Here is a 23,670-nt window from a genome sequence, read left to right as displayed (position 1 = left end):
CGCCTCTTGTTCAGATCACTTGTTGATCTTGGTGACGCGGCCGGCACCGACGGTGCGGCCACCCTCACGGATCGCGAAGCGCAGGCCCTCGTCCATGGCGATGGGCTGGATGAGCTCGACCGACATCTCGGTGTTGTCACCCGGCATGACCATCTCGGTGCCCTCGGGGAGGGTCACCACGCCCGTCACGTCCGTGGTACGGAAGTAGAACTGCGGGCGGTAGTTGTTGAAGAACGGCGTGTGACGGCCGCCCTCCTCCTTGGAGAGGATGTAGACCGAGGCCTCGAACTGCGTGTGCGGGGTGGTCGTGCCCGGCTTGATCACGACCATGCCGCGCTCGACATCCTCGCGCTTGGTGCCGCGGAGGAGCAGACCGACGTTCTCGCCGGCCTGGCCCTCGTCGAGCAGCTTGCGGAACATCTCGACGCCGGTGACGGTCGACTTCTGCGAGGTCTCGCGGATGCCGACGATCTCGACCTCCTCGCCGACCTTGACGATGCCGCGCTCGATACGACCGGTGATGACGGTGCCACGACCGGTGATCGTGAAGACGTCCTCGACGGGCATGAGGAACGGCTTGTCGGTGTCACGCTCGGGGGTCGGGATGTACTCGTCGACCGCGGCCATGAGCTCGAGGACCGACTTGCCCCACTTCTCGTCGCCGTTCAGCGCCGGGAAGGCAGCAACGCGCACGACCGGGATGTCGTCGCCCGGGAACTCGTACTCGTTGAGGAGCTCGCGCACCTCCATCTCGACGAGCTCGATGAGCTCCTCGTCGTCGACCATGTCGCACTTGTTCAGGGCGACGACCAGGGCCGGCACGCCGACCTGGCGCGCGAGCAGCACGTGCTCACGGGTCTGCGGCATCGGGCCGTCGGTGGCGGCGACCACGAGGATCGCGCCGTCCATCTGTGCCGCACCGGTGATCATGTTCTTGATGTAGTCCGCGTGACCGGGGCAGTCGACGTGCGCGTAGTGGCGCGCCTCGGTCTGGTACTCGACGTGCGCGATCGAGATCGTGATACCGCGCTGGCGCTCCTCCGGAGCCTTGTCGATCTCGTCGAACGGCGTGAAGGGGTTGATCTCCGGGTAAGCGTCGTGCAGCACCTTGGTGATCGCCGCGGTCAGCGTCGTCTTACCGTGGTCGATGTGACCGATGGTGCCGATGTTGACGTGCGGCTTGGTCCGCTCGAACTTCGCCTTAGCCACTGGGGCTCCTCCTGGTGTGTTTTGTTACTTGACTCGTACTGAGAGTGGATGGTGCCGAAGCCCCGGACGATTACTCGCCGCGAGCCTTCTTGATGATCTCGTCGGCGATGTTCGTGGGAACCTCGGCGTACGAGTCGAACTCCATCGAGTACGACGCCTGACCACTGGTCTTGGACCGGAGGTCACCGACGTACCCGAACATCTCGGACAGCGGGACGAGCGCGCTGACGACGATGTCGCCGAAACGCTCCTCCTGCGCACGGATCTGGCCGCGACGGGAGTTGATGTCACCGATGACGGTACCGAGGAAGTTCTCGGGGGTCGTCACCTCGACGGCGAACATCGGCTCGAGCAGGACCGGCTTGGCCTGCCGCGCGGCCTCCTTGAAGGCCTGGTTGCCGGCGATCTTGAACGCCAGCTCCGAGGAGTCGACGTCGTGGTAGGCGCCGTCCTCAAGGGTGAACTTGACGTCGACCATGGGGTAGCCGGCGAGGACGCCGAACTCCATGGCCTCCTGGCCGCCGTTGTCGACCGACGGGATGTACTCGCGCGGGACGCGACCACCCGTGACGGCGTTGACGAACTCGTAGCCCGCACCGGTACCGGTCTCGGGGTCGATGTTCGGCTCGACCGAGATGACGACCTTCGCGAACTGACCCGAACCACCGGTCTGCTTCTTGTGGGTGTAGCTGTGGTTCGCGACCTTCTGGCGGATCGTCTCGCGGTAGGCCACCTGCGGCTTGCCGACGGTCGCCTCGACCTTGAACTCACGCTTCATCCGGTCGACGAGGATCTCCAGGTGGAGCTCGCCCATGCCGGCGATGATGGTCTGGCCGGTCTCCTCGTCGGTCTTGACCACGAAGGTGGGGTCCTCCTCGGCGAGACGCTGGATGGCGACGCCGAGCTTCTCCTGGTCCGACTTCGTCTTCGGCTCGATGGCGACCTCGATCACCGGGGCCGGGAACGTCATCGACTCGAGCACGACCGGGTTGGCCGGGTCGGAGAGGGTGTGACCGGTCTTGGTGTCCTTCAGACCCATCACGGCGACGATCTGGCCAGCACCCACCGACGCGATCTCCTCGCGCTTGTTGGCGTGCATCTGGTAGACCTTGCCGATCCGCTCCTTCTTGCCGTTGGAGGCGTTCAGGACGGTGGCACCCGCCTCGAGCTTGCCCGAGTAGACGCGGACGTAGATCAGCTTGCCCAGGTGCGGGTCGGAGGCGATCTTGAAGGCCAGGCCCGAAAAGGGCTGGTCGTCGGCCGGCTTGCGGGTGATCTCGTTCTCCGGGGTCTCCTCGGCGTTCGGCTTGTGGCCGACGATCGCCTCGACGTCCACCGGCGAGGGCAGGTAGTCGACGATCGCGTCGAGCAGCGGCTGGACGCCCTTGTTCTTGAAGGCGGTGCCGGTGAGGATCGGGTTGAGCTTGTCGGCGAGGGTCGCGCGACGGATGGCCGCCTTGAGGGTGGGCACGTCGAAGACGTCACCGTCCTCCAGGTAGGTCTCCATGATCTCGTCGTCGGCCTCGGCCAGCGTCTCCACGAGCTTCTCGCGGTACTCGGCGGCCTTGTCGGCGAGGTCGGCCGGGATCTCCTCGACCACGTAGTCCTCGCCCTGCTGGGTCTCGCCGCGCCAGACCTTGGCGTTCTGCTCGACCAGGTCGACGACGCCGATGAAGTCGCCCTCGGCGCCGATCGGGATCTGCAGCACGAGCGGCGTGGAGTTCAGGCGCTCGACGATCGAGTCGACCACGCGGTAGAAGTCGGCACCGGTCCGGTCGAGCTTGTTGACGAAGCACATCCGCGGCACGGAGTACTTGTTCGCCTGGCGCCACACGGTCTGCGACTGCGGCTCGACACCGGCGACACCGTCGAAGACGGCGACAGCGCCGTCGAGGACGCGCAGGGCGCGCTCCACCTCGACGGTGAAGTCGACGTGGCCGGGCGTGTCGATGATGTTGATCTGGTGGTTCTTCCACCAGCAGGTCGTCGCGGCGGACGTGATGGTGATGCCGCGCTCCTGCTCCTGCTCCATCCAGTCCATCGTGGCAGCGCCCTCGTGGACCTCACCGATCTTGTAGGAGATACCGGTGTAGAACAGGATGCGCTCGGTGGTGGTGGTCTTACCGGCATCGATGTGCGCCATGATGCCGATGTTGCGGACGGACTTGAGGTCCGTGGTGATGTCGACAGCCACTGTGTCAGCGTTCCTTTGAAGTCTTGGGTGGAGCAGGTGGAGCAGGGGCCCGCGCTCGGGCCCCTGCCCTTAGGTCACCAGCGGTAGTGCGCGAAGGCCTTGTTGGACTCGGCCATCTTGTGGGTGTCCTCGCGCTTCTTCACAGCGGCGCCGAGGCCGTTGCTCGCGTCGAGGATCTCGTTCATGAGGCGCTCGGCCATCGTCTTCTCGCGACGGTCCTGGGCGTAGCCGACCAGCCAGCGCAGCGCGAGCGTGGTGCCGCGCGTGCCCTTGACCTCGATCGGGACCTGGTAGGTCGCGCCGCCGACGCGGCGGGACTTGACCTCGATGGCCGGCTTCACGTTGTCCATCGCGCGCTTGAGCGTCACGACGGGGTCGGTGCCGGTCTTCTCGCGGCAACCCTCCAGGGCGGTGTAGACGATGCGCTGGGCGACCTGCTTCTTGCCGTCCTGCAGCACCTTGCTCACCAGCTGGGTGACCAGCTGCGAGCCGTAGACCGGGTCGACGTCGATCGGACGCTTGGGAGCGGGACCCTTACGAGGCATCTCACTTCTCCTTCTTGGCGCCGTAACGCGACCGGGCCTGCTTGCGGTTCTTCACACCCTGCGTGTCGAGGGTGCCACGGATGATCTTGTAGCGGACGCCGGGAAGGTCCTTCACACGGCCGCCGCGGACGAGCACGATCGAGTGCTCCTGCAGGTTGTGACCCACACCGGGGATGTAAGCGGTGACCTCGACGCCGCTCGACAGGCGCACGCGGGCGACCTTACGGAGCGCGGAGTTCGGCTTCTTCGGCGTGGTGGTGTAGACGCGGGTGCAGACGCCACGGCGCTGCGGAGACCCCTTCAGGGCAGGCGTCTTGGTCTTCGACGCCTTGTCCTGGCGGCCCTTGCGGACCAACTGCTGAATGGTGGGCACCTGGTGGTTCCCCTTCTTTTCTGCTCTCACGACGCGACGACCTGCCGCGAAGGACTCGTGCGATTCGTGTCCGAGTGGTGCACTACCGACCGGTCCCGCCTCACCCCCGAGGTCGGGCGTGTCGCCCTGTCTCAGCGTGGCGTGCGTCCCCGGGAGCCTCGATCCTGATCCGAGGCCCTACTTCCGAGCACGCGCGACGGCCTGGTCGTCCCAGACACGATTCACAAGGCTACCGGGCGGGTTCAGGGGGGTCAAAACGCTGGAGAGGCCGCCTCGCAGGCGGGCGAGGAGCGCGATCGCCAGCACCACGCCGAGCAGGACCATCGAGCCGCCCACCCACAGCGTCCAGCGCGCACCGCAAGCCTGGCCGACCCACCCGATCAACGGCGCCCCGATCGGCGTACCGCCCTGCACGACCGTCATGTAGAGGGCCATCGAGCGGCCCCGCATCGCCGGGTCCGAGGTGACCTGGATGGTGGCGTTGGAGCTGTTCAGCAGCGTGATCGTGCAGAACCCGATGACCGGGGAGAAGATCGCGAAGGCAACGTACGACGGGAGGCTGCCCGCGACGATCTCCGCGACCCCGAACCCGGTCGCGGCGAACGCCAGCAGCCGCAGCGGGATGGTGGTGCGCCGGGCGGCGAGCAGCGCCCCGGCCAACGAGCCGATCGCCAGCGTCGAGCCGAGCAGGCCGAACTCGCCGGCGCCCTTGCCGAAGACCTGGGTCGCCATCAGCGAGGAGGTGAGCTGGAAGTTCATGCCGAACGTGCCGGCGAAGAACACCAGCACCAGCACGAACAGCATGGTGGGCTGCGTGCGGACGTAGCGCACCCCGTCCATCAGCGCCCCACGCCCGCGCACGCGACTCGGCACGATCCGCAGCAGCGCGGTGTTCATCCGCTCCAGCTGGACGATCACGGCCAGGTAGGAGACGGCGTTGAGCAGGATGACGATGCCGGTCGCCGTCGCTCCCCCGCCGAACGCGGCGATGAGGAGGCCGGCCAGGGCCGGACCGACGATGCGCGCGGTGTTGAACGCAGCCGAGTTGAGGCCCACCGCGTTGGTCAGGTCGTCAGGCCCGACCATCTCGGAGACGAACGACTGCCGGGCGGGCACGTCGAAGGCGGCGCCGACACCGAAGACGAAGCTGAGGACGTAGACCATCCAGATCTGCGCCGCGCCCGAGAGGGCGAGGACACCGAGCAGCAGCGAGGCCGCCGCCATCGACAGCTGGGTCAGCTGCAGCATGCGGCGCTTGGGGAAGCGGTCGGCGACGACCCCGGCGTACGGCGTCAGCAGCAGGACCGGCAGGAACTGCAGGGCCGTGACGACACCCAGGTCGGTGCCGCCGCCGTGCAGGGGCTTGAGCACGAGCCAGTCCTGAGCGGTGCGCTGCAGCCAGGTACCGGTGTTGGAGACGACGCTCCCCACCAGGTACAGGCGGTAGTTGGGGTTGCGCAGGGCTCGGAACGTAGGGCTCACTCGTGGGCGATCCTTTCGAGGATGGGGGCGGCGTCGCGCAGGATGGCGCGCTCCGCGTCGGTCAGGTCGGCCAGCCGCTGGGCCAGCCACTCGTTGCGGCGGGCACGGTCGGCCAGCAGGGTCTCTCGGCCCCTGTCGGTCAGCGAGACGACCACCTGGCGGCGGTCGGTGTCACTGGGCTGCCGCACGGCGTAACCGCCGTCCTCCAGGCAGTTGACCGTGCGGGTCATGCTCGGCGGCTGCACCCGCTCGCGCTGGGCCAGGGCGCCGAGCGTCATGTCGCCGAAGCGCTCGAGCCCGGCGAGCACTGACATCGCGCCGATCGACAGGTCGTTGTCGGGATGGCGCTCGGAGACCAACCGCCGACGCAGCCGCATCACCGAGAGCCGCAGGTCGCTGGCCAGGCCGGCGTCGCTGCTCGAAGCACCCGAAGAAGTCATATCGTGAGGTTAACTCATTACCGATGCTAACTATTCCTGCGCGCTACGGTGTGCGCGTGCAGCACCAGCCCCGGCGACCGGTCCCCGACGTACCGCCCCTCGACGTGGACGGGGTGCGCGCGGTCGAGGTCGGCACCCTGGTCTGGCTGGTCGCCTTCCTCGGCATGCTGCCGTTCTACGGCCGGCTGCGCGAGGACGGCCACGGATGGTGGCTGTGGACGTGCCTGGCCGGATTCGGGCTCGGGGCTCTCGGGGTGGAGTACTGCCGCCGCCGGCGCGCTCGCAACCGCGGCTGAGCCTCAGCCGCGGACCACGCCGCTAGAAGCCCTCGAGGTCGTCGGGGGTGATGGTGTCCACCACCGGCTCGGGGACGGGCAGCGGCTCCTGCTTCTTCGACAGCCGAACCTCCGAGTGCGCGCCACAACCGTGGTCCATGCTCACCACCCGGCCGTCGTCGTTCGCGTCGCCGTTGGCGCACACCCCGAAGTACGGCGCCAGATGCCCGGCGATCCGCATCAGGAAGCCACAGCTGTGGCAGTGGTGCGGCGCGGCCTGCGCGATCGGGGCCAGCGGCCCGCTCTCGCCCTCGTACCAGCGCTCGGCCGCCGCGTCGTGTCCCTCCGGGCTGAGCGTGCGGACCCGACCCAGGCCGAGCTCCTGGGCGACCTGGCGCACCTGCGCCTTGGCGTCCGGGTCCAGCGGGTCGTCGCCGAAGGAGTAGGTCGGCACCAGGCGAGGATCGTCGTCGCCGACGGGCAGCAGGTCGCCGGGCGAGAGGTCGCCGGGCTTGATCCGCTCGCGGTAGGGCACCCAGGCCGGGGCCACGATGGCCTCCTCGCCCGGGATGAGGACCAGCTCGTCGACGGTGACCGGACCGTCCTCCACCTGCGCCACGGTGACCGACCAGCGCCACCCGACGTACCCCTTGCGGGTGCAGGCGAACAGGTGGGTGACGACGCCGGCGCTCTCGACGACGTGGGCCAGGTGCTCACCGACGTCGGCGGCATCGCGCCCGAGGTCGGCGACGAGCGCGGCACGGGCGTCCTCGACGGCGGTCAGGACGTCCGGGCCGGCGTACGGCGTGGCGGTGCTGGTCACGCGCCTATCCTAGACGTGAAGAATGGAGCGCATGACCTCGGACGAGCAGCGTTGGCGAGATCCGCACCCGGGTCCGCAGGACGCGTACGACGACGACGCAGTCTCCGGGGCCCACCGGGCGGCAGGTGCCGCCCGGGCGACGGCGCGCGGGATGGCGGCCACCGGGCGCGGCCTGCGCGGGTTCGGCCGCTACGCGGTCACCCAGGCGCGCCGGGCGGCCGACGCGCAGGGAGCCGACAAGTCGGGCCTGAACCGCCTGCTGGAGATGCACGCCTTCAACACCGCCGGCGACGCCGCCGTCGCGATCTCCCTGGCGGGTTCGCTGTTCTTCTCCGCGAGCGACGCCGCAGCCGGCGCGTCGTGGAGTGCCCGCGGCCACGTGGCGCTCTTCCTGGGCCTGACGATGGTGCCCTTCGCCGTCGTGGCGCCGTTGCTCGGCCCGTTGCTGGACCGCTTCTCCCACGGCCGGCGCTGGGCGATCGGCATCACGATGGCGGCGCGTGCGTTCTTCTGCTGGATCCTCGCCGGCGCACTCCCCCACCAGTCGGTGATGATGTATCCGGCCGCCCTGCTCGTGCTGGTGCTCTCCAAGGCGTACGGCGTCACGCGCGCCGCCGCGACGCCGCGCCTGATCCCGCAGGGCTTCACGCTGGTGAAGACCAACGGACGGGTGTCGATGGCCGGCATGGTGGGCGTCGCTGTCTCCGCGCCGATCGCCGGCCTGTGCTCGCTCCTCGGGGCGGCCTGGGTGCTGCGCTACGCGACGGTGCTGTTCGTCGTCGCGACGGTGCTCGCCATCCGGCTGCCGGCGAAGGTGGACCACAGCGAGGGCGAGGGCACGATGACCTTCCGCAGCGACGCGACACAGCCCGCCGACCACGGCGGCGGAACCCTGCGGGTGCCGCAGACGGTCGCCTACGCCCTGCGCGCCAACTGCGGACCGAAGTTCCTCTCCGGCTTCCTCCTGATGTTCATGGCGTTCCTGCTGCAGGGCCCCCACCACCCGCTCCCGACCTGGAACTCCACGCTCGTGCTCGGCCTGGTGGCCGGCGGCGCCGGGGCGGGCAACTTCCTCGGCACGGTGCTCGCCTCGCTGCTGCGTCGGGTCAACCCGCGGCTGACCCTGGCGGTGGTCCTGATCGCCGGCAGCGCTGTCGTGCTGCTCACCGCCGTACGCGCGAACGTGCTCACCCTGCTCGCCCTCGGCCTGGTCGCGGGCGGGGGCGCCGCGCTGGCCAAGTTCGCCTTGGACTCCAGCATCCAGCAGGACGTGCCGGCACGGGTGCAGACCAGCGCGTTCGCGCGGTCCGACACCACCTGTCAACTCGCGTGGGTGGTGGGCGGCTTCGTGGGCATCGCCCTGACGCCACACCAGCACCTGGGCCTCTACGTGGCGTTCGCCGTGCTGACGGCGTGGGCCATCCACGTGCTCTCGCACCGACCCCGGCTGGAGGAGGTCGACGAGCGGCTCTGAGGCCGCCGCGGGCTCCGACCCGCCGGCCGGGACCGACGAGGCGGCCTCAGAGCTCGAACTCGTCGGCGATCGAGCGCAGCGCGGGGCTGACCTTCTTGGCGAGCTCGCGCGTCGGCGGACGGCCGTGCTCGTAGCCCTCGCGGATGTCGTCGAGCAGCTTGATGACGTTCTCGACGATGAGGACCATCTCCTCGGGCTTGCGCCGCTGGGCGGCCCGCTGGTTGCGCGCCACCGACTTGGGCGCCTCCAGGATGCGGACCTGGAGCGCCTGGTCCCCGCGGCGGCCCTGGGCGATGCCGAACTCCACCCGGGTGCCGGCCTTCAGCGTCTTGGCCGTGCCCTCGGGCAGCGCCTCGGCGTGGACGTACACGTCGGGGCCGCCGTCCTGCGACAGGAAGCCGAAGCCCTTGTCTGCGTCGAACCACTTCACCTTGCCAGTGGGCACGGAACCAACCTCTTCTTGCTCGGTACGTCTGCCCCGTCACATCGGGGCCGCAAAAGCCTACAGGCGCGGGACCAGCGTCGCGCCACCCACGGCCAGGCCCGCAAGGTTGGCGATCAGGAGCAGCAGGATCCACAGCACCGTGGGCACCCGGGTCAGCCGGGCCAGCTGGTCGGGATCCGAGCCGCGCCGACCCCCCGCCGAGCGCCGCAGCAGGTCCACCAGCGGCCGCGGCGCCGCCAGCAGCAGGACCCAGGCGACCAGACAGGCGAGGACGGCCTGCGTGTGCGCGCCGGCGTACCGGGTCACGGCGGCGAGTCCCGCACCCAGGACGACGACGGTGAGCAGGCCGTAGCCGTTGCGCACCCACACCAGCACCCCGACCAGGACGACGATCAGCAGCCACAGCAGCGCCAGCGCGTGGCCGTGGCTGAACAGCAGGGCCGCCACCAGCCCGAGTACGGCGGGGGCGAGGTAGCCGGCCATCAGCATCACGACCATCCCCGGCCCGCGCGGGCGGCCACGGGAGACCGTGACCCCGGAGGTGTCGGAGTGGACCTTGATCCCGGCCAGGCGACGGCCGACCAGCACCGCGACCGATGCGTGACCTGCCTCGTGGACGACCGTGACGGCCAGCCGGATCCACGGCCAGGTGCGCTGCCAGCCCACCAGCGCGAGCGCGGCGACGCCGCAGCCCACCACCCAGCGCACGTCCGGGACCGGCTGGGTGGCGGTGAGGTGCTGCCACAGCCCGATCATGGGGCGGGATGCTAGCGGGCGCTCACCAGCGTGCGGTGGTGGTGGGCGGAGGTGAACAGCACCAGCTCCGAGGAGCTCGCCGGTCCGGCCGCCTGGTTGCCGACCACGACGCCACCGAGCGCCGCGACCGGGTTGCCGACGTAGCGGCCGGGCTCGTGCACGAGCCTGCCGGCGGCCGTGCGCACGATCAACCGGTGGGTGGCGCAGTGCCGTCCCTTCCCGCCCCAGAGGCCGCCGCTGCGATGGGCACTCACCCAGGCGAGGCCCTTGCCGAACAGCGCGTACGGCCCCTGGGCGCTGGCGTAGGAGTCCACCGCACACCTGTTGGTCTCCCTGAGCACGGTGTGGCCTGCGGCATCGAAGACCGCGATGCCCTGATAGGCCAGGCGCTTCGAGGTCTGGTCGTACTCGGCGCAGGCGACGCGGGTCGCACTGGCGCTGGCGCAGTGCAGCAGGCTGCCGACCGGGCCGAGTGGCACGTAGCTGCCGGGTGAGGCGAAGGTCATCAACGAGGCCCCACGGGTCTGACCCTCGCGGTAGCCCGCGTCGAACGCGACGAGCGCCGAGCTCGTCGCGTTGGCCGTCGAGCCGCGCGCCGGTACGCCGAGCGCGGTGATCGCGCCGTCGGCGTGCTGGAGGAAGAACCCGTCGGTCGGGGCGATCTGGGCCGACGGTGTGGAGGCCACGATGTCGCGGGTGAGGATCCAGCCATCGGGGGCGGCCGCCACCACGTGGCCGGTGCCCGCCCAGCCGTGCGGCGCGGTCCCGGGCAGCCGCACCTGCGCCGGCACCGAGCCCGAGGCCCCGGTGGAGAGGTCCCGCCAGCGCCAATCGCCGCGGACGGAGGGGTCGGCGTAGACGACCGTGGAACCCGCCTGCAGCACCGAACGACCCGTCCACGAGACGCCGGTCGCCAGCGCGTGCGGCTTCCCGCGGGCCGCGATGTAGGACAGCGTCGCCGTACTCGTCCTCGAGCCGTTGCGATGGATGCGCGTCGCGACGGTCTCGTAGACGAGATAGCTCGGGGAACCCGAGAGGATGTTCACTTCTCGGAAGGTCGACGCACCCGCGGCGTCCGCGGCCGAGCCCATCGCCAGCGATCCCGCTGCGACGGCGGCAACGGACAGAACGCGGAGGAGCTTGCCAACGCTGAACATGACCGCAGCCTGCCAGCCGGCTGCCTGCGAGTAAAGGAACTAGCGGGCGAGATGGTCCTCGAGCCACGCCGGGAACTCGTGCAGCGACTCGAGCACGACATCGGTGCCGGCATCGACCAGCTCGGCCCGGGTGCAGCCGCCGGTGAGCACGCTGACGCTGGTGACGCCGGCCGCGAGGGCACCCTCGACGTCGTGGATGTGGTCGCCCACGTAGATGCTCGCGCCCTCGCGCCTGAGCACAGCGGCCTTGCCCACACCCCAGACCTCGCCCTCGAGATGGTCGGCGACCAGATCGAGGTGGTCGAGGTGGAGCCGGGCGTTGCGGGCGAACTTCCCCGTCACCACCAGCACCCGGCCGCCGCGGTCGGTGACCGCCGCGAGCGCCTCCCGCGCGCCGCCGAGAGCCGGAGTCCCCGTCACCGCGTAGGACGGGTAGAGCGCCCGGAACCGATCGATGGCGGCCGCCATGCGGTCCGCCTCGACGTACGGCTCGAGCAGGAGGTCCAGGGGCGGCCCGAGCTTCGCGGTGAGCTCCACGACGGGCAGCTCGACGCCGAGCTCGGAGCTGAGCGCGACCAACACGTCGCGGAACCCCGGGGCGGTGTCGATCAGCGTCATGTCGAGGTCGAAGCCGACCACCAGCTGAACGGTTCGCGACGTGCTCGACATGCCTTCAGGGTAGTTCGTCGCCTCGGCCGACCAGGTGGCGGATAGGGTCCCCGACGTGACGCGAGACGAGACGAAGAGGTCCGGTCCGGCGAAGGTCGTCATCGAAACGGTGGTGCTGGTGCTGGTGGCTGTCGTGCTGGCCGTGGGGGTCAAGACGTTCTTCGTCCAGGCGTTCTACATCCCGTCGGGATCGATGGAGCCCGGGCTGCAGGTCAACGACCGGATCCTGGTGGAGAAGCCGTCCTACTGGTTCGGGCACGGTCCCAGCCGCGGCGACATCATCGTGTTCAAGGACCCGGGTGGCTGGCTGACCGCCGCCGACGACGCCAAGCCCAGCGGCCCGATGGCGACCGTGCTGGCCAAGATCGGGCTCTACCCGACCGGCGGCCATCTGGTGAAGCGTGTCATCGGCGTCGCCGGCGACAAGGTCGTCTGCTGCGACGCGGAGGGCCGGATCAGCGTCAACGGCACTCCGCTGGACGAGGACGGCTACATCGCACCCCAGAGCGCGTGCAACGGACCGATGGCCGGCTGCAAGGGCTGGAGCGCCACCGTGCCCTCGGGGAAGCTGTTCGTGATGGGCGACAACCGCAGCGAGTCCGCCGACAGCTCCTACCACCTCTGCACCGCCGATCAGGCGGCCAGCTGCAACCCCCAGAACGCCTTCGTGCCGGTCTCCGACGTCGTCGGCAAGGTGTTCTCGTTGGTGTGGCCGGCCGGCGACGCGAAGTGGATCAAGCGCCCCGCTGACTTCTCCAAGGTCGCCAGCCCGTAGGCCCTGGGCCGTTCGCGAGCCGGCACACCGGGGTGGTCCCCGACGACGGGGCGGGTCGTACGGCGCTCACGCCTCGCGGGCGACCGTCATCTCGCGGTCGCCGAAGCGGACCCGGTCGCCGGGAAGCAGCGTCGCGGGCTGGCGGGCGGTCAGCGGCTTGGCCACGCCGCCGCGCAGCAGCACCGAGCCGTTGGTCGACCCGCGGTCCATCACCACGAGGGTTCCGTCGGGTACCACGCCGAACTGCGCATGCGTCTTGGACAGGGACATGTCGCTCGACTGCAGCGGAACCAGATGGGCCGCCCGCTCCCCCTGCCGCGGCTCGGGGCTGCGTCCCACCAGCGCCAGGCCCTCGACGACGAAGCTCTGGCCGGTGTCGAAGGTGACCCGCCAGCGAGCGGGGACCGGAGCCGGGGTCGGCGGGACCGGTGGGACCGGTACTGAGGCCGGGGCCGCCGGGATCGGGGCCGCCGGGATCGGGGCCGCGGCGGCCGGGGCCTGGGCCGCTGGCACCGGGGCCGGAGCCGGGGATCGGCGAGCGGACGGTGCCGGGGAGGGGGCCGGAGAGGGGGCCGCCTGCGGGCTCGCCTCGGCCGGTACCAGGCGCAGGGCGGTGAGGTTCACCACGCGGTCCGGTGCCTGCTCGGGCGGCGCCGGGGCCGCCGGCTGCGGCCGCACGTCGAGCACCACCGACCCGACCACCCGGTCGTGCCAGGCACGCCGTAGACCGGTGCCGTCGAGGGTGGCCATCCAGGCCAGCGTGGCGTCCCCGATGCCGAGGGTCGGATAGCCGCCCAGGCCAACGATGGCCTGCCGCACCAGCGCGGGTCCCAGCCCGATGGGCTCGCCGGTCCTCACGCGCACCACCTTCAGCCCGCACAACGACTTGCCCGGCGTGACGCCCGCCAGCCCCGTCATCAGCGCGCCGACGAGCCAGATCACCAGGGCCACCGCCACGATCGCGAGCACACCGAGCAGGGTGTGGCCGGGCCGGAAGAGGGTGAACGTGGCGGCGACGCCCGCAGCGGCGTACCCGACCAGCGCGATCAGCCTGTCGAGCACCCAGGCGTAGAACCGGCGATCGGGGTCGGCGACGACCCGTCCCGAGACGGGTCCGCTCACGGCTGGCTGACCCTGATGGTGAGGCCGTCACCGAGGTCGATGAGAGCGCCGGGCATGAGCTGGACGGGTACGCCGGGGCGCAGCTCCTCCGGGCCCAGGCCGGGCTGGACCACGACGGTGCCGTTGGTCGAGCCCAGATCGGTCACCACCGCCGCACCATGGTCCACGCCCGAGCCGGGCCGGATCTCGATGTGGGTGGAGGAGATCTCCTGGTGCGGGCTGGGCACCGTGACCAGCAGCGGCTGCTCGGCGAGCGAGAACCGCCCCGCCTCCGGCGCTCGACCGATGATCACCACGCGGTCGACGTCGACGCGCTCGCCATGGGAGAACTCCAGCTTGGCCACCGGGTAGGCCGTCACCGCCGGCGCGGCCTGCTGGCCCGGGATGCCGGGCGGCGGGGGCAGCAGCCCCGCGTCGGGTGCGCCGGCACGGGTCAGGCCGTCGTGGTCGTCGTGGGGGCCGGCGGCGGGCTCCGCGGGGGCCGCGGGCTCGGGCTCGGCCGGCTCCGCCGGGACGGCACCCCAGGACGGCACGGCCGGCGGCTCGGGCACGGGAGGAACGCCCACCGGCGGGAACGGCGGCGGGGGCGGGACGGCCCCGGGAGCCTCGGCCGGCCCGCCGGGGGTGCCGGGGGTCCAGGCCGGCGGCTCCGCCGAGTGCTCGGGCGCAGTCGGCTGCTCGGCCGGCACCACCGGGATCACCCCGGTGGGCTCGTCGGCCCAGGACTCGTCCCAGGTCGGGTCCACCGGACCGGAGAGCGGGTCGCTCGCGGCCGATGCCGAGGCCCAGGCCGGGACGTCGAGCTCGTCCTCGGCCGACTCGGCCGCCGGTTCCCCGCTCTGCTGCTCGGGCTCCGGCTGCTCGGGCTCCGGCTGCTCGGGCTCCGGCTGTGCCGCCGCCACCGGCTGCTCGGCCGGCGCCTCCGGCTCGAAGGGATCGCTCACCGGCGGCGCCGGCGGCGCAGCCACCGGAGGGACGAGCGGGGCGACCGGCGGGGCGGACGGCGGCGGAGGAAGCGACGGACCGCCGGCCGGGAACGGCAGCACCGCGGCGTACGGGCCCGAGACCTCGGGGGCCTCGGCAGCGGTCGACGCCGCGGCCGACGGCGAGGGGGCATGCTCGCCCGGGGCCGGCTCCAGGCGACCCGGGGAGACCAGCGCGGCGAGCCGCACCAGCCCGTCGTGCAGCGTCAGCAGGGGCTCCTCGACGTCCTCCAGGACGACGGAGAACCCGCTCACTCCGCTCAAGGACCGCTCGACCCAGGTCGAGGACGCGGACCCCTCCACCACCACCTCGCCGGCGTCGGTGGCGAAGGCGGCCTTCGACGGTCCGCGGACGACGATCCGGGTGGTCGACTCGTCGGTGGTCAGGAGGACGAAGCCGGGCAGGGCGCGCAACCCGTCGGAGACGAGCGCGTCCAGGACCTCGTCGAAGCCGGCGCCGTCGTCGACCAGCGCCCACAGGCTGCCGGCGCGGGCCTTCTCCGAGGGCGGCAGCAGCACGGTGGCGTGCTCACCGACGATGCCGAACCAGGTTCCAGGACGGTAGGAGATCACGGAAGGACTCCGAGTTTCTGCTCGAGACTCTGCCGTTGCACGACAGCGTCGTAGGGACTCTCGTCGGCCCATCCCACCACATCGACGACCACAGCCGTCGCGTTGTCGCGTCCACCGGCCGCCACGGCGGCGTCGACGAGCCGCCTCGCGGCGTCCCGGGCATCCCCCGGTGCGTCCAGGATCGCAGCCATCGCCGCGGCCCCGATCATGCCGCTGACCCCATCGGAGCACAGCAGCAGCCGCGACCCGGGCGGCAGCATCATGTGGAACAGGTCCGGTACGGCGGAGGCCACGCCGCCCAGCGCCCGGGTGACGACGTGCCGGTCGGGGTGACGCTCGGCCTGCTCGGGCGTCAGGGTGCCGGCGTCGACCAGCTCCTGGACCAGGCTGTGGTCCACGCTGACCTGGGTCAGCGCGCCCTCGAAGAACCGGTAGATGCGCGAGTCGCCGAGGTTCGCCAGCAGCCACTGCGGGCCTGCCGGCGCCTCCACCACCACCGCCGCGGCCACCGTGGTGCCGGAGTGGAAGTCCTCGTGTCCGCGGGCCCGCTGCCCGGCGGCGTACTCGCCGATCCGGGCGTCGGCGCTGCGCAGCGCCTCGGCGATCGCCTCGACACCCTCCTCCAGGGTCAGGCCGCGGCCCGCGAGCCGGGCGAACTCCTCCACGGCGAGGTTGCTGGCCACGTCGCCGCCGTCGTGACCACCCATGCCGTCGGCGACGACGTAGACGGGGGCCTCGGCGAAGAAGGAGTCCTCGTTGACCTCGCGCACGAGGCCCACGTCGCTCGCGGCACCGTGGTCCACGAGGAGGCGCTTCACCGGCGCTCCATCGACGATCCCACTAGATTGGGTGGGATGGACACCGGGTATCGCTCGCTCGCCGACCAGGTGCGCGCCTGGCCGGACGAGCGGCTGTCCCGCCTGCTGGTCGCTCGCCCCGATCTCGCCACTCCTGCACCTCTCGACTCGGCCCAGCTCGCCGCGCGCGCGGCCACCCGGTCGTCGCTCGTCCGTGCGCTCGACGGCCTCGACCGGCTCGAGCTCTCCGTTCTTGATGCCCTCATCTCGGCGGGCCAAACCAGCGCCGAGCAACTGGCGGACAACCTCGCAGCGGAGCCCGCGGCCGCACGCGCGGCCCTGGGTCGGCTGCTGGATCTCGCGCTGGCCTGGGAGTCCACCGGCGGGCTGCGGGCTGTCACCGGACTCGCCGAGCTCGCCCTGGTGGCGCCGGAGGTCTCCCTCGACGGTCCGGCCGACGGGCCGCCCGCACTGGCCACCTCCGTGCGCGATGCCACCTTGGTCGACCGGGCCGCGGCGGGAGCGGCGTTCGAGGCCGTACGCCGCGTGGAGCTCCTGCTCGACGGGTGGGGGGCCGCACCGCCGGTCGCCCTGCGCTCCGGCGGCCTCGGCGTGCGCGACCTCAAGGCGGCGGCAGCGCGCCTGCACGTCGACGAGCCGACGGCGGCGCTCCTGATCGAGGTGGCGGCCACCGCCGGTCTGCTCGCCACCGGTCCCGACGACAACGGCAATCTCGGCTGGTTGCCGACAGTGGCCTTCGATGGCTGGGTCGCCCAGCCGCTGGCGGAGCGGTGGACGGTCCTGGCCCGGGCCTGGCTCGGCTCGAACCGGACCCCCGCCCTGGTCGGTCAGCGCGACACCGCCGGCAAGGCGTGGAACGCCCTCGTGCCCGAGCTGGTCTCGCCGAACGTGGCGGAGACCCGACGGATGACGCTGGCGGCGATGGGATCGCTGCCGGCGGGCGAGGTCCTGGCGGCCGGTACCGGTGGCCCGTCCGTGCTGGCTCACCTGGAGTGGCTGCGCCCCCGCCGGCCCCGGTCGCGTGCGGCCGAGATCGCCTGGACGTTCACCGAGTCCGCCGCCCTGGGCGTGACAGCCCTCGGCGGCCTGGCGTCCTACGCCCGCGCGCTGCTCGACGAGGAGGACCCGACGGCCGCGCTCGGCGCTCTGCTCCCCGAGCCGGTCGACCACATCCTCCTCCAGGCCGACCTCACGGCGGTCGCGCCCGGTCCGCTCGAGGCCTCGCTGGCCCGCCGGCTGGGCGTCGTCGCCGAGGTCGAGTCCCGCGGCGGCGCGACCGTCTACCGGTTCACCCCGACCTCGATCCGGCGCGCGATGGACCTCGGCTGGTCGGCGGTGGAGCTGCACGACTTCGTCAGCGACATCTCGCGCACGCCGGTCCCGCAGCCGCTGACCTACCTGATCGACGACACCGCGCGCACCTTCGGCGTGGTGCGGATCGGGTTCGCCGAGGCGTTCCTGCGCGCCGACGACGAGCACGCCCTCACCGAGCTGCTGCACCATCCCGCCGCCGCGGAGATGGGGCTGCGGCGGCTCGCGCCGACAGTCCTGGTCTCCACCACGCCACTCGACGTCCTGTTGCCGCAGCTGCGCGAGGCCGGCGTCGCCGCCGTGGTCGAGGCGTCCGACGGCTCGCTCCACGTCGCCCGACCCGATGCGCAGCGCGCCCGCACGCCGCGGCGGACCCCGGACGGGGTGGGCGCGGCCCGGGACGCGGCGCGGGTCGCCGCGGTGGTGACCGCCGTACGGGCCGGGGACCAGGCGGCCGCGACCCGGCCGGCCTCCGCCGTCGAGACCCTGACGCCGATCGGCTCCCTGGCCGCCCTGCGCGAGGCGATCGATGCGCGCGTGAGCGTCGTGATCGGGTACGTCGACAACCACGGCACCCGCTCGGAACGGCTGGTCGAGCCGCTCTCGGTCGACGGCGGCCAGCTACGGGCGCACGACCGGCGGGCGGACGAGGTGCGACTGTTCGCTGTGCACCGGATCAGCTCGGTGCGGCCTGCGTGAGGGTTGTGACCCCCAGGGGTCACAACCGCAGGTTGTCGGGCAATGCATCGCCCCCCAACGTGCGGTTCTGACCCCTGGGGGTCAAAACCACCCCACCCGTAGAATCAGCCCAGTGAACGACGGCCCCCTCATCGTCCAATCGGACAAGACGCTGCTCCTCGAGGTCGACCATCCGCGGGCCGGTGACGCGCGCAAGGCGATCGCGCCGTTCGCGGAGCTGGAGCGCTCCCCCGAGCACGTGCACACCTACCGCCTCACCCCGCTGGGCCTGTGGAACGCCCGCGCTGCCGGCCACGACGCCGAGCAGGTCGTCGACACGCTGCTCACCTATTCGCGCTACGCCGTACCGCATGCCCTGCTCGTCGACATCGCCGAGACGATGGCCCGCTACGGGCGGCTGCGGCTGGAGAAGCACCCCGTGCACGGGCTCGTCCTCGCCAGCAACGACCGCCCGGTGCTCGAGGAGGTGCTGCGGGCCAAGAAGGTCGCCGGGATGCTCGGTGCCCGTATCGACGACGACACCGTCGCCGTCCACCCCTCCGAGCGCGGCAACCTCAAGCAGGCGCTGCTGAAGCTGGGCTGGCCGGCCGAGGACTTCGCCGGGTACGTCGACGGCGAGGCCCACGCCATCGAGCTCGCCGAGGACGGCTGGTCGCTGCGGCCCTACCAGGCCGAGGCGGCGGAGTCGTTCTGGCACGGTGGTTCGGGCGTGGTGGTGCTGCCGTGCGGCGCCGGCAAGACCCTCGTCGGCGCCGCGGCGATGGCGCACGCCCAGGCGACGACCCTGATCCTGGTGACCAACACCGTCAGCGCTCGCCAGTGGAAGGACGAGCTGGTCAAGCGGACGTCGCTGACGCCCGAGGAGATCGGCGAGTACAGCGGGACGATCAAGGAGATCCGCCCCGTCACCATCGCGACGTACCAGGTGCTCACCACCCGCCGCAAGGGCGTCTACCCGCACCTGGAGCTGCTCGACGCCCGCGACTGGGGCCTCATCGTGTACGACGAGGTCCACCTGCTGCCGGCACCGATCTTCCGGATGACCGCCGACCTGCAGGCGCGGCGCCGGATCGGGCTGACGGCGACGCTGGTGCGCGAGGACGGCCGCGAGGGCGACGTGTTCTCGCTGATCGGTCCCAAGCGCTACGACGCGCCGTGGAAGGACATCGAGGCGCAGGGGTACATCGCACCCGCCGACTGCGTCGAGGTGCGGGTCACCCTGCCCTCCGCCGACCGGCTGACCTATGCCACAGCCGAGCCGGAGGAGCGGTACCGGCTCGCGTCGTGCGCCCGCGAGAAGGTGTCGGTGGTGGAGCGGCTCGTCGCCAAGCACGCGGGCGCTCCGACGCTGGTCATCGGGCAGTACCTCGAGCAGCTGCACGAGCTCGCCGAGGACCTGGACGCGCCGGTGATCTCCGGGGAGACGCCCGTCAAGGAGCGACAGCGGCTCTTCGAGGCCTTCCGCTCCGGCGAGATCGGGCTGCTGGTGGTCTCCAAGGTCGCCAACTTCTCCATCGACCTGCCCTCTGCGGAGGTGGCGATCCAGGTCTCAGGCTCCTACGGCTCGCGACAGGAGGAGGCGCAGCGGCTGGGCCGGCTGCTGCGGCCCGGCACCCCGACGGAGTCCGGAGCCACCAAGGTGGCGCACTTCTACACCGTCGTCTCGCGCGACACCGTGGACGCCGACTTCGCCGCCAACCGGCAGCGCTTCCTCGCCGAGCAGGGTTACGCCTACCGGATCGTGGACGCCGACGACGTCTGACCCGGGGGTCGTCGGGCCCTCACTCGTCGTCGTCGTCGTCGAGCAGGCCCTCCTTGCGGGCGTCCTCGACGATGCGCCGCACGTTGGGGATGGCCCCGCAATGCTCGTCGATGAGCTGGTTGCGGCGCGCGGCCCACTTCTCGCCCAGGTCGTGACGCACCCGCTCCCCCACCTCGACCCGCGCCGGGGAGAGGATGGTCAGCTCCTCCTCGGCGATGTGGTGGGTGATCAGGTTGCTGAGCTCCTCGACCGCATCGGTGAAGGCCTGGGTGTCGGTGCCCTTCAGCTCGAGCACCGCGAGCAGGGCCTCGTTGCCCTCGGCATGCTCCTCGTGGCCGTGCTCGACCTCGTGCTCGCCGATGTCGGCGGCCTTGCGCCGCAGGATCGGGTAGACGAGCTCCTCCTCGGCCTCGCCGTGCGCGATCAGTACGTCGGCGAACGCCTGGCGGACCGCGTCGCGGTCCTGGGTCTGGTCGCGCAGCTGGCGCAGGAGCTGCTCGAAGAGACGGTGATCGTCGATGATCAGGTCGATCACGTCGCCTGACAGGGGCCGGCCGAGCTCGATGCTGCTGGTGGTCATGAGGCGAGGTAGCCCGTGGATCGGCGGTTCATTCAGGACCACCGGTGAGGTTTGTTCGGCAGGATGCCCTCATGCCTGCACCCCTCGCCCTGCGCACCCGGATCTTCGCGACCGTGCTCAAGCGGTTCGCCCCCGAGCCCGCCGACGCCCACGAGATGATCGCGTTGCGCGGGCGGCGGGACCGGCTGCGCGAGACAGTCGTCGGTCGGGCCCTCTTCGGCCGGATCGCGACCGGCGTCGTGACCACGGAGCGCACCGCCGAGGTGAACGGAGGCACGCAGCGGCTGCTCGTCCACCGCCCGGCCGCGGCACGGCCCGGCGCCGCGCTGCCGATCGTCGTCAACCTGCACGGTGGCGGCTGGTGCCTCGGAGCACCCGAGCAGTCTGCGTGGCTGGCCTCCCACGTCGCGGCCGCGGTCGGTGCGGTGGTCGTCTCGCCGAGCTACCGGCTCGCGCCCGAGCACCCCTATCCGGCCGCGGCCGACGATGCCTGGGCGGTGCTGCGATGGATCGCCGACCACGCTGCCGACCTCGGCGGGGACGCCACCCGGCTGGCCGTGATGGGCGACAGCGCCGGTGGCAACCTGGCCGCCGTGTGCGCCCTCCACGCCCGCGAGGCGGGCGGCCCGGCCCTGCGCGCGCAGGTCCTGATCTACCCCGCGGTCGAGATGTACGAGCGCTACCCCTCCGAGGAGGAGCATGCGCACGCGCCGGTCCTGACCTCCACCCAGATGCACATCTTCTCCCGCCTCTACCTCGGCGAGCAGTACGGCGTGGAGGACTGGCAGGCATCTCCCCTGCGCGCCGACTCGCACGCGGGGCTGCCGCCGACGCTGATCCTCACCGCCGGGCACGACCCGCTGCGTGATCACGGCTCGCGGTACGCAGACCGGTTGCGCCCCGCGGGCGTCGAGGTGCACCTGCGCGACTACGGGCCGGCGATCCACGGCTTCGTGTCGTTGCCGGGCGTCGTCCCGGCTGCGCGGCTGGCCCTCGACGACATCGCGGCCTTCCTGCGCAAGCGGCTCTGAGCCGACGAGCTGGACCGGCGGGGACGGGACGCGCGCTGGGCTGCGGGCATCAGCGAGCGCCGGGTGGGCACCGTGGTGGGTGCACGACTCTCGCACGTTCAGGAGGGCACCATGACCAACGACATCCCCTCGGTCCAGCCCACGGACCATCTCGAGGACCGGCCGGAGCCCGTGTCCGACGCCTCGGCCGCTCTCGCGTCCCCGACTCCGTCCAAGCCCGCCTCGACCCCCGAGCTGGTCAGCCAGCTCTCGCACGAGGTCACCCGGCTGGTCCGTGACGAGCTGCGGCTGGCCCAGCTGGAGGTGAGCGGCAAGGCGAAGAAGGCAGGCGTCGGCGTCGGCATGTTCGGTGCTGCCGGGCTCATCGCGCTCTTCGGCCTCGGCACCCTGATCGCCACCGCCGTCCTCGCCCTGGCGCTGGCGGTGGACGCCTGGCTCGCGGCGCTGATCGTCGCCGTGGTGCTCTTCGCCGTGGCCGGCATCGCCGCGCTCGTGGGCCGCAACTCGGTGCGCGCCGCTGCGCCTCCGGTGCCGACCGAGGCGATGGCGAGCACCCAGCGCGACGTCGAGACGGCGAAGGAGGCGGCGCACCGATGACCGAGCAGAACAACACCCCGCAGACGCCCGAGGAGCTGCGCGCCGACATCGAGCGCACCCGCGCCGAGCTCGCCGACACCGTCGGTGCTCTGACCGAGCGCCTCGACGTGAAGGGACGAGCCCAGGCCCGCGCCGACGAGCTGGCGCACGACCCCCGAGCGCGCGGCGTCGGCGTCGGCCTCGCGGTGGCAGCCGTGCTCACCGTCGCCTTCATCGTGTGGCGGAAGCGCCGATGAGCACGCACGACGCGCACCTGCCCCGTCACGGCAGCCGGGAGGAGGCGAAGCCCGACTCGCCCACCGACATCAAGAAGCCGTCGTGGCGCTACATCGCCCGCCGCACGTTCCGGGAGTTCGGCACCGACCAGTGCACCGACCTCGCCGCCGCGCTGACGTACTACTCGGTGCTCGCTCTGTTCCCCGCCGTGATCGCTGTGCTCTCCCTGATCGGCCTGGTCGGGCAGGGCCCCAGCACCATCAACGCGATCATCGACATCCTGCGCCAGATCGGCATCACCTCGGTGGCCAACAACGTCGAGCCGCTGCTCACCGAGCTCAGCACCTCGCGCGGCAACGGCCTGGCGCTGGTCATCGGCATCGTGGTCGCGCTGTGGTCGGCGTCCGGCTACGTCAACGCGTTCGGTCGCGGCATGAACCGGATCTACGGCTTCGCCGAGGGACGTCCGGTGTGGAAGCTGCGCCCGATCATGCTGCTGGTCACGCTGATCACCGTCGTGCTCTGCGCGGCCGTGCTGCTCGGGCTGGTGGTGACCGGGCCGGCCGCCAAGGCCGTCGGCGACCAGATCGGGATCGGCAACACCGCCGTCCTGGTCTGGGACATCGCCAAGTGGCCGGTCATGCTGGCGATGGTCATGCTGGTCGTGGCGTTGCTCTACTGGGCCACCCCCAACGTCAAGCAGCCGAAGTTCCGCTGGATCAGCGTGGGCGCGGCGGTGGCGATCCTCGTCTGGATCGTCGCGTCGGCCGCCTTCGGTCTGTACGTCGCGGGCTTCAGCCACTACGGCCGCACCTACGGCTCCCTCGCCGGGGTGATCGTGTTCCTGCTGTGGCTGTGGATCACCAACCTGGCGCTGCTCTTCGGTGCCGAGCTGGACGCCGAGCTCGAGCGGGGCCGCCAACTGCAGGCCGGCATCGCGGCCGAGCGCGACCTGCAGCTCGAACCGCGCGACACCAAGCAGATCGAGAAGGCCGAGCGCAAGCAGGAGAAGGACATCGCATTGGGACGACGGCTCCGGGAGAGCCGCGGCAAGGAGGAATGATGGCCACGAGCACGTCAGCCAAGATCCTGTACCGGCCCTGGGGCATCATCGCCAGCATGCTCGGCGGGCTGGTCGCGGGGCAGATCGTGCAGCTGATCTGGAAGAAGGCCGTCCCGGGCGAGGAGGACCACCCGCCCAAGCCGCTGGAGTCGGACTACGGCCTGGGTCAGGTGGTGGCCGCCGCGCTGGTCCAGGGCGCGATCTTCGCCGCCGTACGGGCGTTGATCGACCGGGGCGGAGCGAGGTTGTTCGAGCGGGCCACCGGCGAGTGGCCCGGCGACTGAGCCACCCCGTCACC

The 23,670-nt window shown here is 71.5% G+C and carries 25 protein-coding genes; 10 read left to right on the top strand and 15 right to left on the bottom strand.

Going from position 1 to position 23,670, the window contains the following annotated elements; all coding sequences use genetic code 11:
• Positions 1-15: 15 nt before the first annotated feature.
• The 6 genes from tuf to P5P86_RS04985 form a co-directional block, all read right to left on the bottom strand.
• Positions 16-1,209, bottom strand: coding sequence for an elongation factor Tu (gene tuf / locus P5P86_RS05010; protein ID WP_280610199.1), 1,194 nt, complete (start codon positions 1,207-1,209; stop codon positions 16-18).
• Positions 1,210-1,279: 70 nt separating this feature from the next.
• A complete protein-coding gene (fusA, locus tag P5P86_RS05005) occupies positions 1,280-3,352 on the bottom strand; it encodes an elongation factor G (protein ID WP_280611211.1) in 2,073 nt (690 codons plus the stop codon).
• 125 nt (positions 3,353-3,477) lie between these two features.
• Positions 3,478-3,948 carry a 30S ribosomal protein S7 gene (gene rpsG / locus P5P86_RS05000; RefSeq protein ID WP_280610198.1) on the bottom strand — a complete coding sequence of 157 codons (471 nt, stop codon included), beginning with the start codon at positions 3,946-3,948 and terminating at the stop codon, positions 3,478-3,480.
• A 1-nt stretch (position 3,949) separates the two neighbouring features.
• Entirely contained in the window at positions 3,950-4,321 is a 372-nt protein-coding gene (rpsL, locus tag P5P86_RS04995) for a 30S ribosomal protein S12 (protein WP_280610197.1), read from the bottom strand.
• Positions 4,322-4,498: 177 nt separating this feature from the next.
• Entirely contained in the window at positions 4,499-5,803 is a 1,305-nt protein-coding gene (locus P5P86_RS04990) for an MFS transporter (protein WP_280610196.1), read from the bottom strand.
• Positions 5,800-6,243 carry a MarR family transcriptional regulator gene (locus tag P5P86_RS04985; RefSeq protein WP_280610195.1) on the bottom strand — a complete coding sequence of 148 codons (444 nt, stop codon included), beginning with the start codon at positions 6,241-6,243 and terminating at the stop codon, positions 5,800-5,802. Before P5P86_RS04985 ends, P5P86_RS04990 begins: the two co-directional genes overlap by 4 nt.
• Before the next feature lie 56 nt (positions 6,244-6,299).
• Here P5P86_RS04985 and P5P86_RS04980 point away from each other — a divergent pair, with 56 nt between their 5' ends.
• On the top strand, positions 6,300-6,539 hold the full coding sequence (locus P5P86_RS04980; protein WP_280610194.1) for a DUF2530 domain-containing protein: 240 nt from the start codon (positions 6,300-6,302) through the stop codon (positions 6,537-6,539).
• Positions 6,540-6,561: 22 nt separating this feature from the next.
• Here P5P86_RS04980 and P5P86_RS04975 read toward each other — a convergent pair whose 3' ends face one another.
• Complete coding sequence (locus P5P86_RS04975; RefSeq protein WP_280610193.1) at positions 6,562-7,341, bottom strand: DUF3027 domain-containing protein; 780 nt, start codon at positions 7,339-7,341, stop codon at positions 6,562-6,564.
• Positions 7,342-7,372: 31 nt separating this feature from the next.
• Here P5P86_RS04975 and P5P86_RS04970 point away from each other — a divergent pair, with 31 nt between their 5' ends.
• Positions 7,373-8,815 carry an MFS transporter gene (locus P5P86_RS04970; protein ID WP_280610192.1) on the top strand — a complete coding sequence of 481 codons (1,443 nt, stop codon included), beginning with the start codon at positions 7,373-7,375 and terminating at the stop codon, positions 8,813-8,815.
• A gap of 46 nt (positions 8,816-8,861) precedes the next feature.
• Here P5P86_RS04970 and P5P86_RS04965 read toward each other — a convergent pair whose 3' ends face one another.
• The 4 genes from P5P86_RS04965 to P5P86_RS04950 are packed head-to-tail and all read right to left on the bottom strand — an operon-like array spanning position 8,862 to position 11,842.
• Positions 8,862-9,260, bottom strand: a complete 399-nt coding sequence (locus P5P86_RS04965) for a cold-shock protein (RefSeq protein WP_280610191.1) — start codon at positions 9,258-9,260, stop codon at positions 8,862-8,864.
• Positions 9,261-9,317: 57 nt separating this feature from the next.
• Positions 9,318-10,016, bottom strand: a complete 699-nt coding sequence (locus tag P5P86_RS04960; RefSeq protein WP_280610190.1) for a M50 family metallopeptidase — start codon at positions 10,014-10,016, stop codon at positions 9,318-9,320.
• Between the two features lie 11 nt (positions 10,017-10,027).
• The gene (locus tag P5P86_RS04955; RefSeq protein ID WP_280610188.1) at positions 10,028-11,173 is read right to left on the bottom strand and encodes a hypothetical protein; all 1,146 of its coding nucleotides are present in this window, start codon (positions 11,171-11,173) and stop codon (positions 10,028-10,030) included.
• Positions 11,174-11,212: 39 nt separating this feature from the next.
• A complete protein-coding gene (locus tag P5P86_RS04950) occupies positions 11,213-11,842 on the bottom strand; it encodes an HAD family hydrolase (RefSeq protein WP_280610187.1) in 630 nt (209 codons plus the stop codon).
• Positions 11,843-11,897: 55 nt separating this feature from the next.
• On the opposite strand from P5P86_RS04950, the gene lepB reads away from it, so the two are divergent.
• Positions 11,898-12,617 carry a signal peptidase I gene (gene lepB, locus P5P86_RS04945; protein ID WP_280610186.1) on the top strand — a complete coding sequence of 240 codons (720 nt, stop codon included), beginning with the start codon at positions 11,898-11,900 and terminating at the stop codon, positions 12,615-12,617.
• Positions 12,618-12,683: 66 nt separating this feature from the next.
• Here lepB and P5P86_RS04940 read toward each other — a convergent pair whose 3' ends face one another.
• From P5P86_RS04940 to P5P86_RS04930, 3 genes are read right to left on the bottom strand one after another with little or no spacing between them, the layout of a single operon-like run.
• Positions 12,684-13,739, bottom strand: a complete 1,056-nt coding sequence (locus P5P86_RS04940) for an RDD family protein (protein WP_280610185.1) — start codon at positions 13,737-13,739, stop codon at positions 12,684-12,686.
• Positions 13,736-15,295, bottom strand: a complete 1,560-nt coding sequence (locus P5P86_RS04935) for an FHA domain-containing protein (RefSeq protein WP_280610184.1) — start codon at positions 15,293-15,295, stop codon at positions 13,736-13,738. Before P5P86_RS04935 ends, P5P86_RS04940 begins: the two co-directional genes overlap by 4 nt.
• Positions 15,292-16,113, bottom strand: coding sequence for a PP2C family protein-serine/threonine phosphatase (locus P5P86_RS04930; RefSeq protein ID WP_280610183.1), 822 nt, complete (start codon positions 16,111-16,113; stop codon positions 15,292-15,294). The genes P5P86_RS04935 and P5P86_RS04930 overlap by 4 nt, the downstream gene beginning before the upstream one ends.
• A 36-nt stretch (positions 16,114-16,149) precedes the next feature.
• On the opposite strand from P5P86_RS04930, the gene P5P86_RS04925 reads away from it, so the two are divergent.
• Both P5P86_RS04925 and P5P86_RS04920 read left to right on the top strand, forming a co-directional pair.
• Complete coding sequence (locus P5P86_RS04925) at positions 16,150-18,123, top strand: helicase-associated domain-containing protein (protein ID WP_280610182.1); 1,974 nt, start codon at positions 16,150-16,152, stop codon at positions 18,121-18,123.
• Between the two features lie 112 nt (positions 18,124-18,235).
• Complete coding sequence (locus P5P86_RS04920) at positions 18,236-19,885, top strand: DNA repair helicase XPB (RefSeq protein ID WP_280610181.1); 1,650 nt, start codon at positions 18,236-18,238, stop codon at positions 19,883-19,885.
• 19 nt (positions 19,886-19,904) lie between these two features.
• On the opposite strand, the gene P5P86_RS04915 is transcribed toward P5P86_RS04920, so the two are convergent.
• Positions 19,905-20,465 carry a hemerythrin domain-containing protein gene (locus P5P86_RS04915; RefSeq protein WP_280610180.1) on the bottom strand — a complete coding sequence of 187 codons (561 nt, stop codon included), beginning with the start codon at positions 20,463-20,465 and terminating at the stop codon, positions 19,905-19,907.
• Positions 20,466-20,536: 71 nt separating this feature from the next.
• Here P5P86_RS04915 and P5P86_RS04910 point away from each other — a divergent pair, with 71 nt between their 5' ends.
• From P5P86_RS04910 to P5P86_RS04890, 5 genes are all read left to right on the top strand, one after another.
• The gene (locus P5P86_RS04910; protein ID WP_280610179.1) at positions 20,537-21,496 is read left to right on the top strand and encodes an alpha/beta hydrolase; all 960 of its coding nucleotides are present in this window, start codon (positions 20,537-20,539) and stop codon (positions 21,494-21,496) included.
• Between the two features lie 111 nt (positions 21,497-21,607).
• The gene (locus P5P86_RS04905) at positions 21,608-22,093 is read left to right on the top strand and encodes a phage holin family protein (RefSeq protein ID WP_280610178.1); all 486 of its coding nucleotides are present in this window, start codon (positions 21,608-21,610) and stop codon (positions 22,091-22,093) included.
• Entirely contained in the window at positions 22,090-22,329 is a 240-nt protein-coding gene (locus tag P5P86_RS04900; protein WP_280610177.1) for a DUF3618 domain-containing protein, read from the top strand. Before P5P86_RS04905 ends, P5P86_RS04900 begins: the two co-directional genes overlap by 4 nt.
• Positions 22,326-23,372 (top strand): YihY/virulence factor BrkB family protein, encoded by a 1,047-nt coding sequence (locus P5P86_RS04895; protein ID WP_280610176.1) that lies wholly within the window; start codon positions 22,326-22,328, stop codon positions 23,370-23,372. The genes P5P86_RS04900 and P5P86_RS04895 overlap by 4 nt, the downstream gene beginning before the upstream one ends.
• Complete coding sequence (locus P5P86_RS04890; RefSeq protein WP_280610174.1) at positions 23,372-23,656, top strand: DUF4235 domain-containing protein; 285 nt, start codon at positions 23,372-23,374, stop codon at positions 23,654-23,656. Before P5P86_RS04895 ends, P5P86_RS04890 begins: the two co-directional genes overlap by 1 nt.
• Positions 23,657-23,670: the final 14 nt, after the last annotated feature.

This window comes from Nocardioides sp. BP30 (genome assembly GCF_029873215.1).
Classification (GTDB): Bacteria; Actinomycetota; Actinomycetes; order Propionibacteriales; family Nocardioidaceae; genus Nocardioides.
Note: the sequence above shows the minus strand (reverse complement) of the source record. Positions and strands in the feature narration are given on the sequence as shown.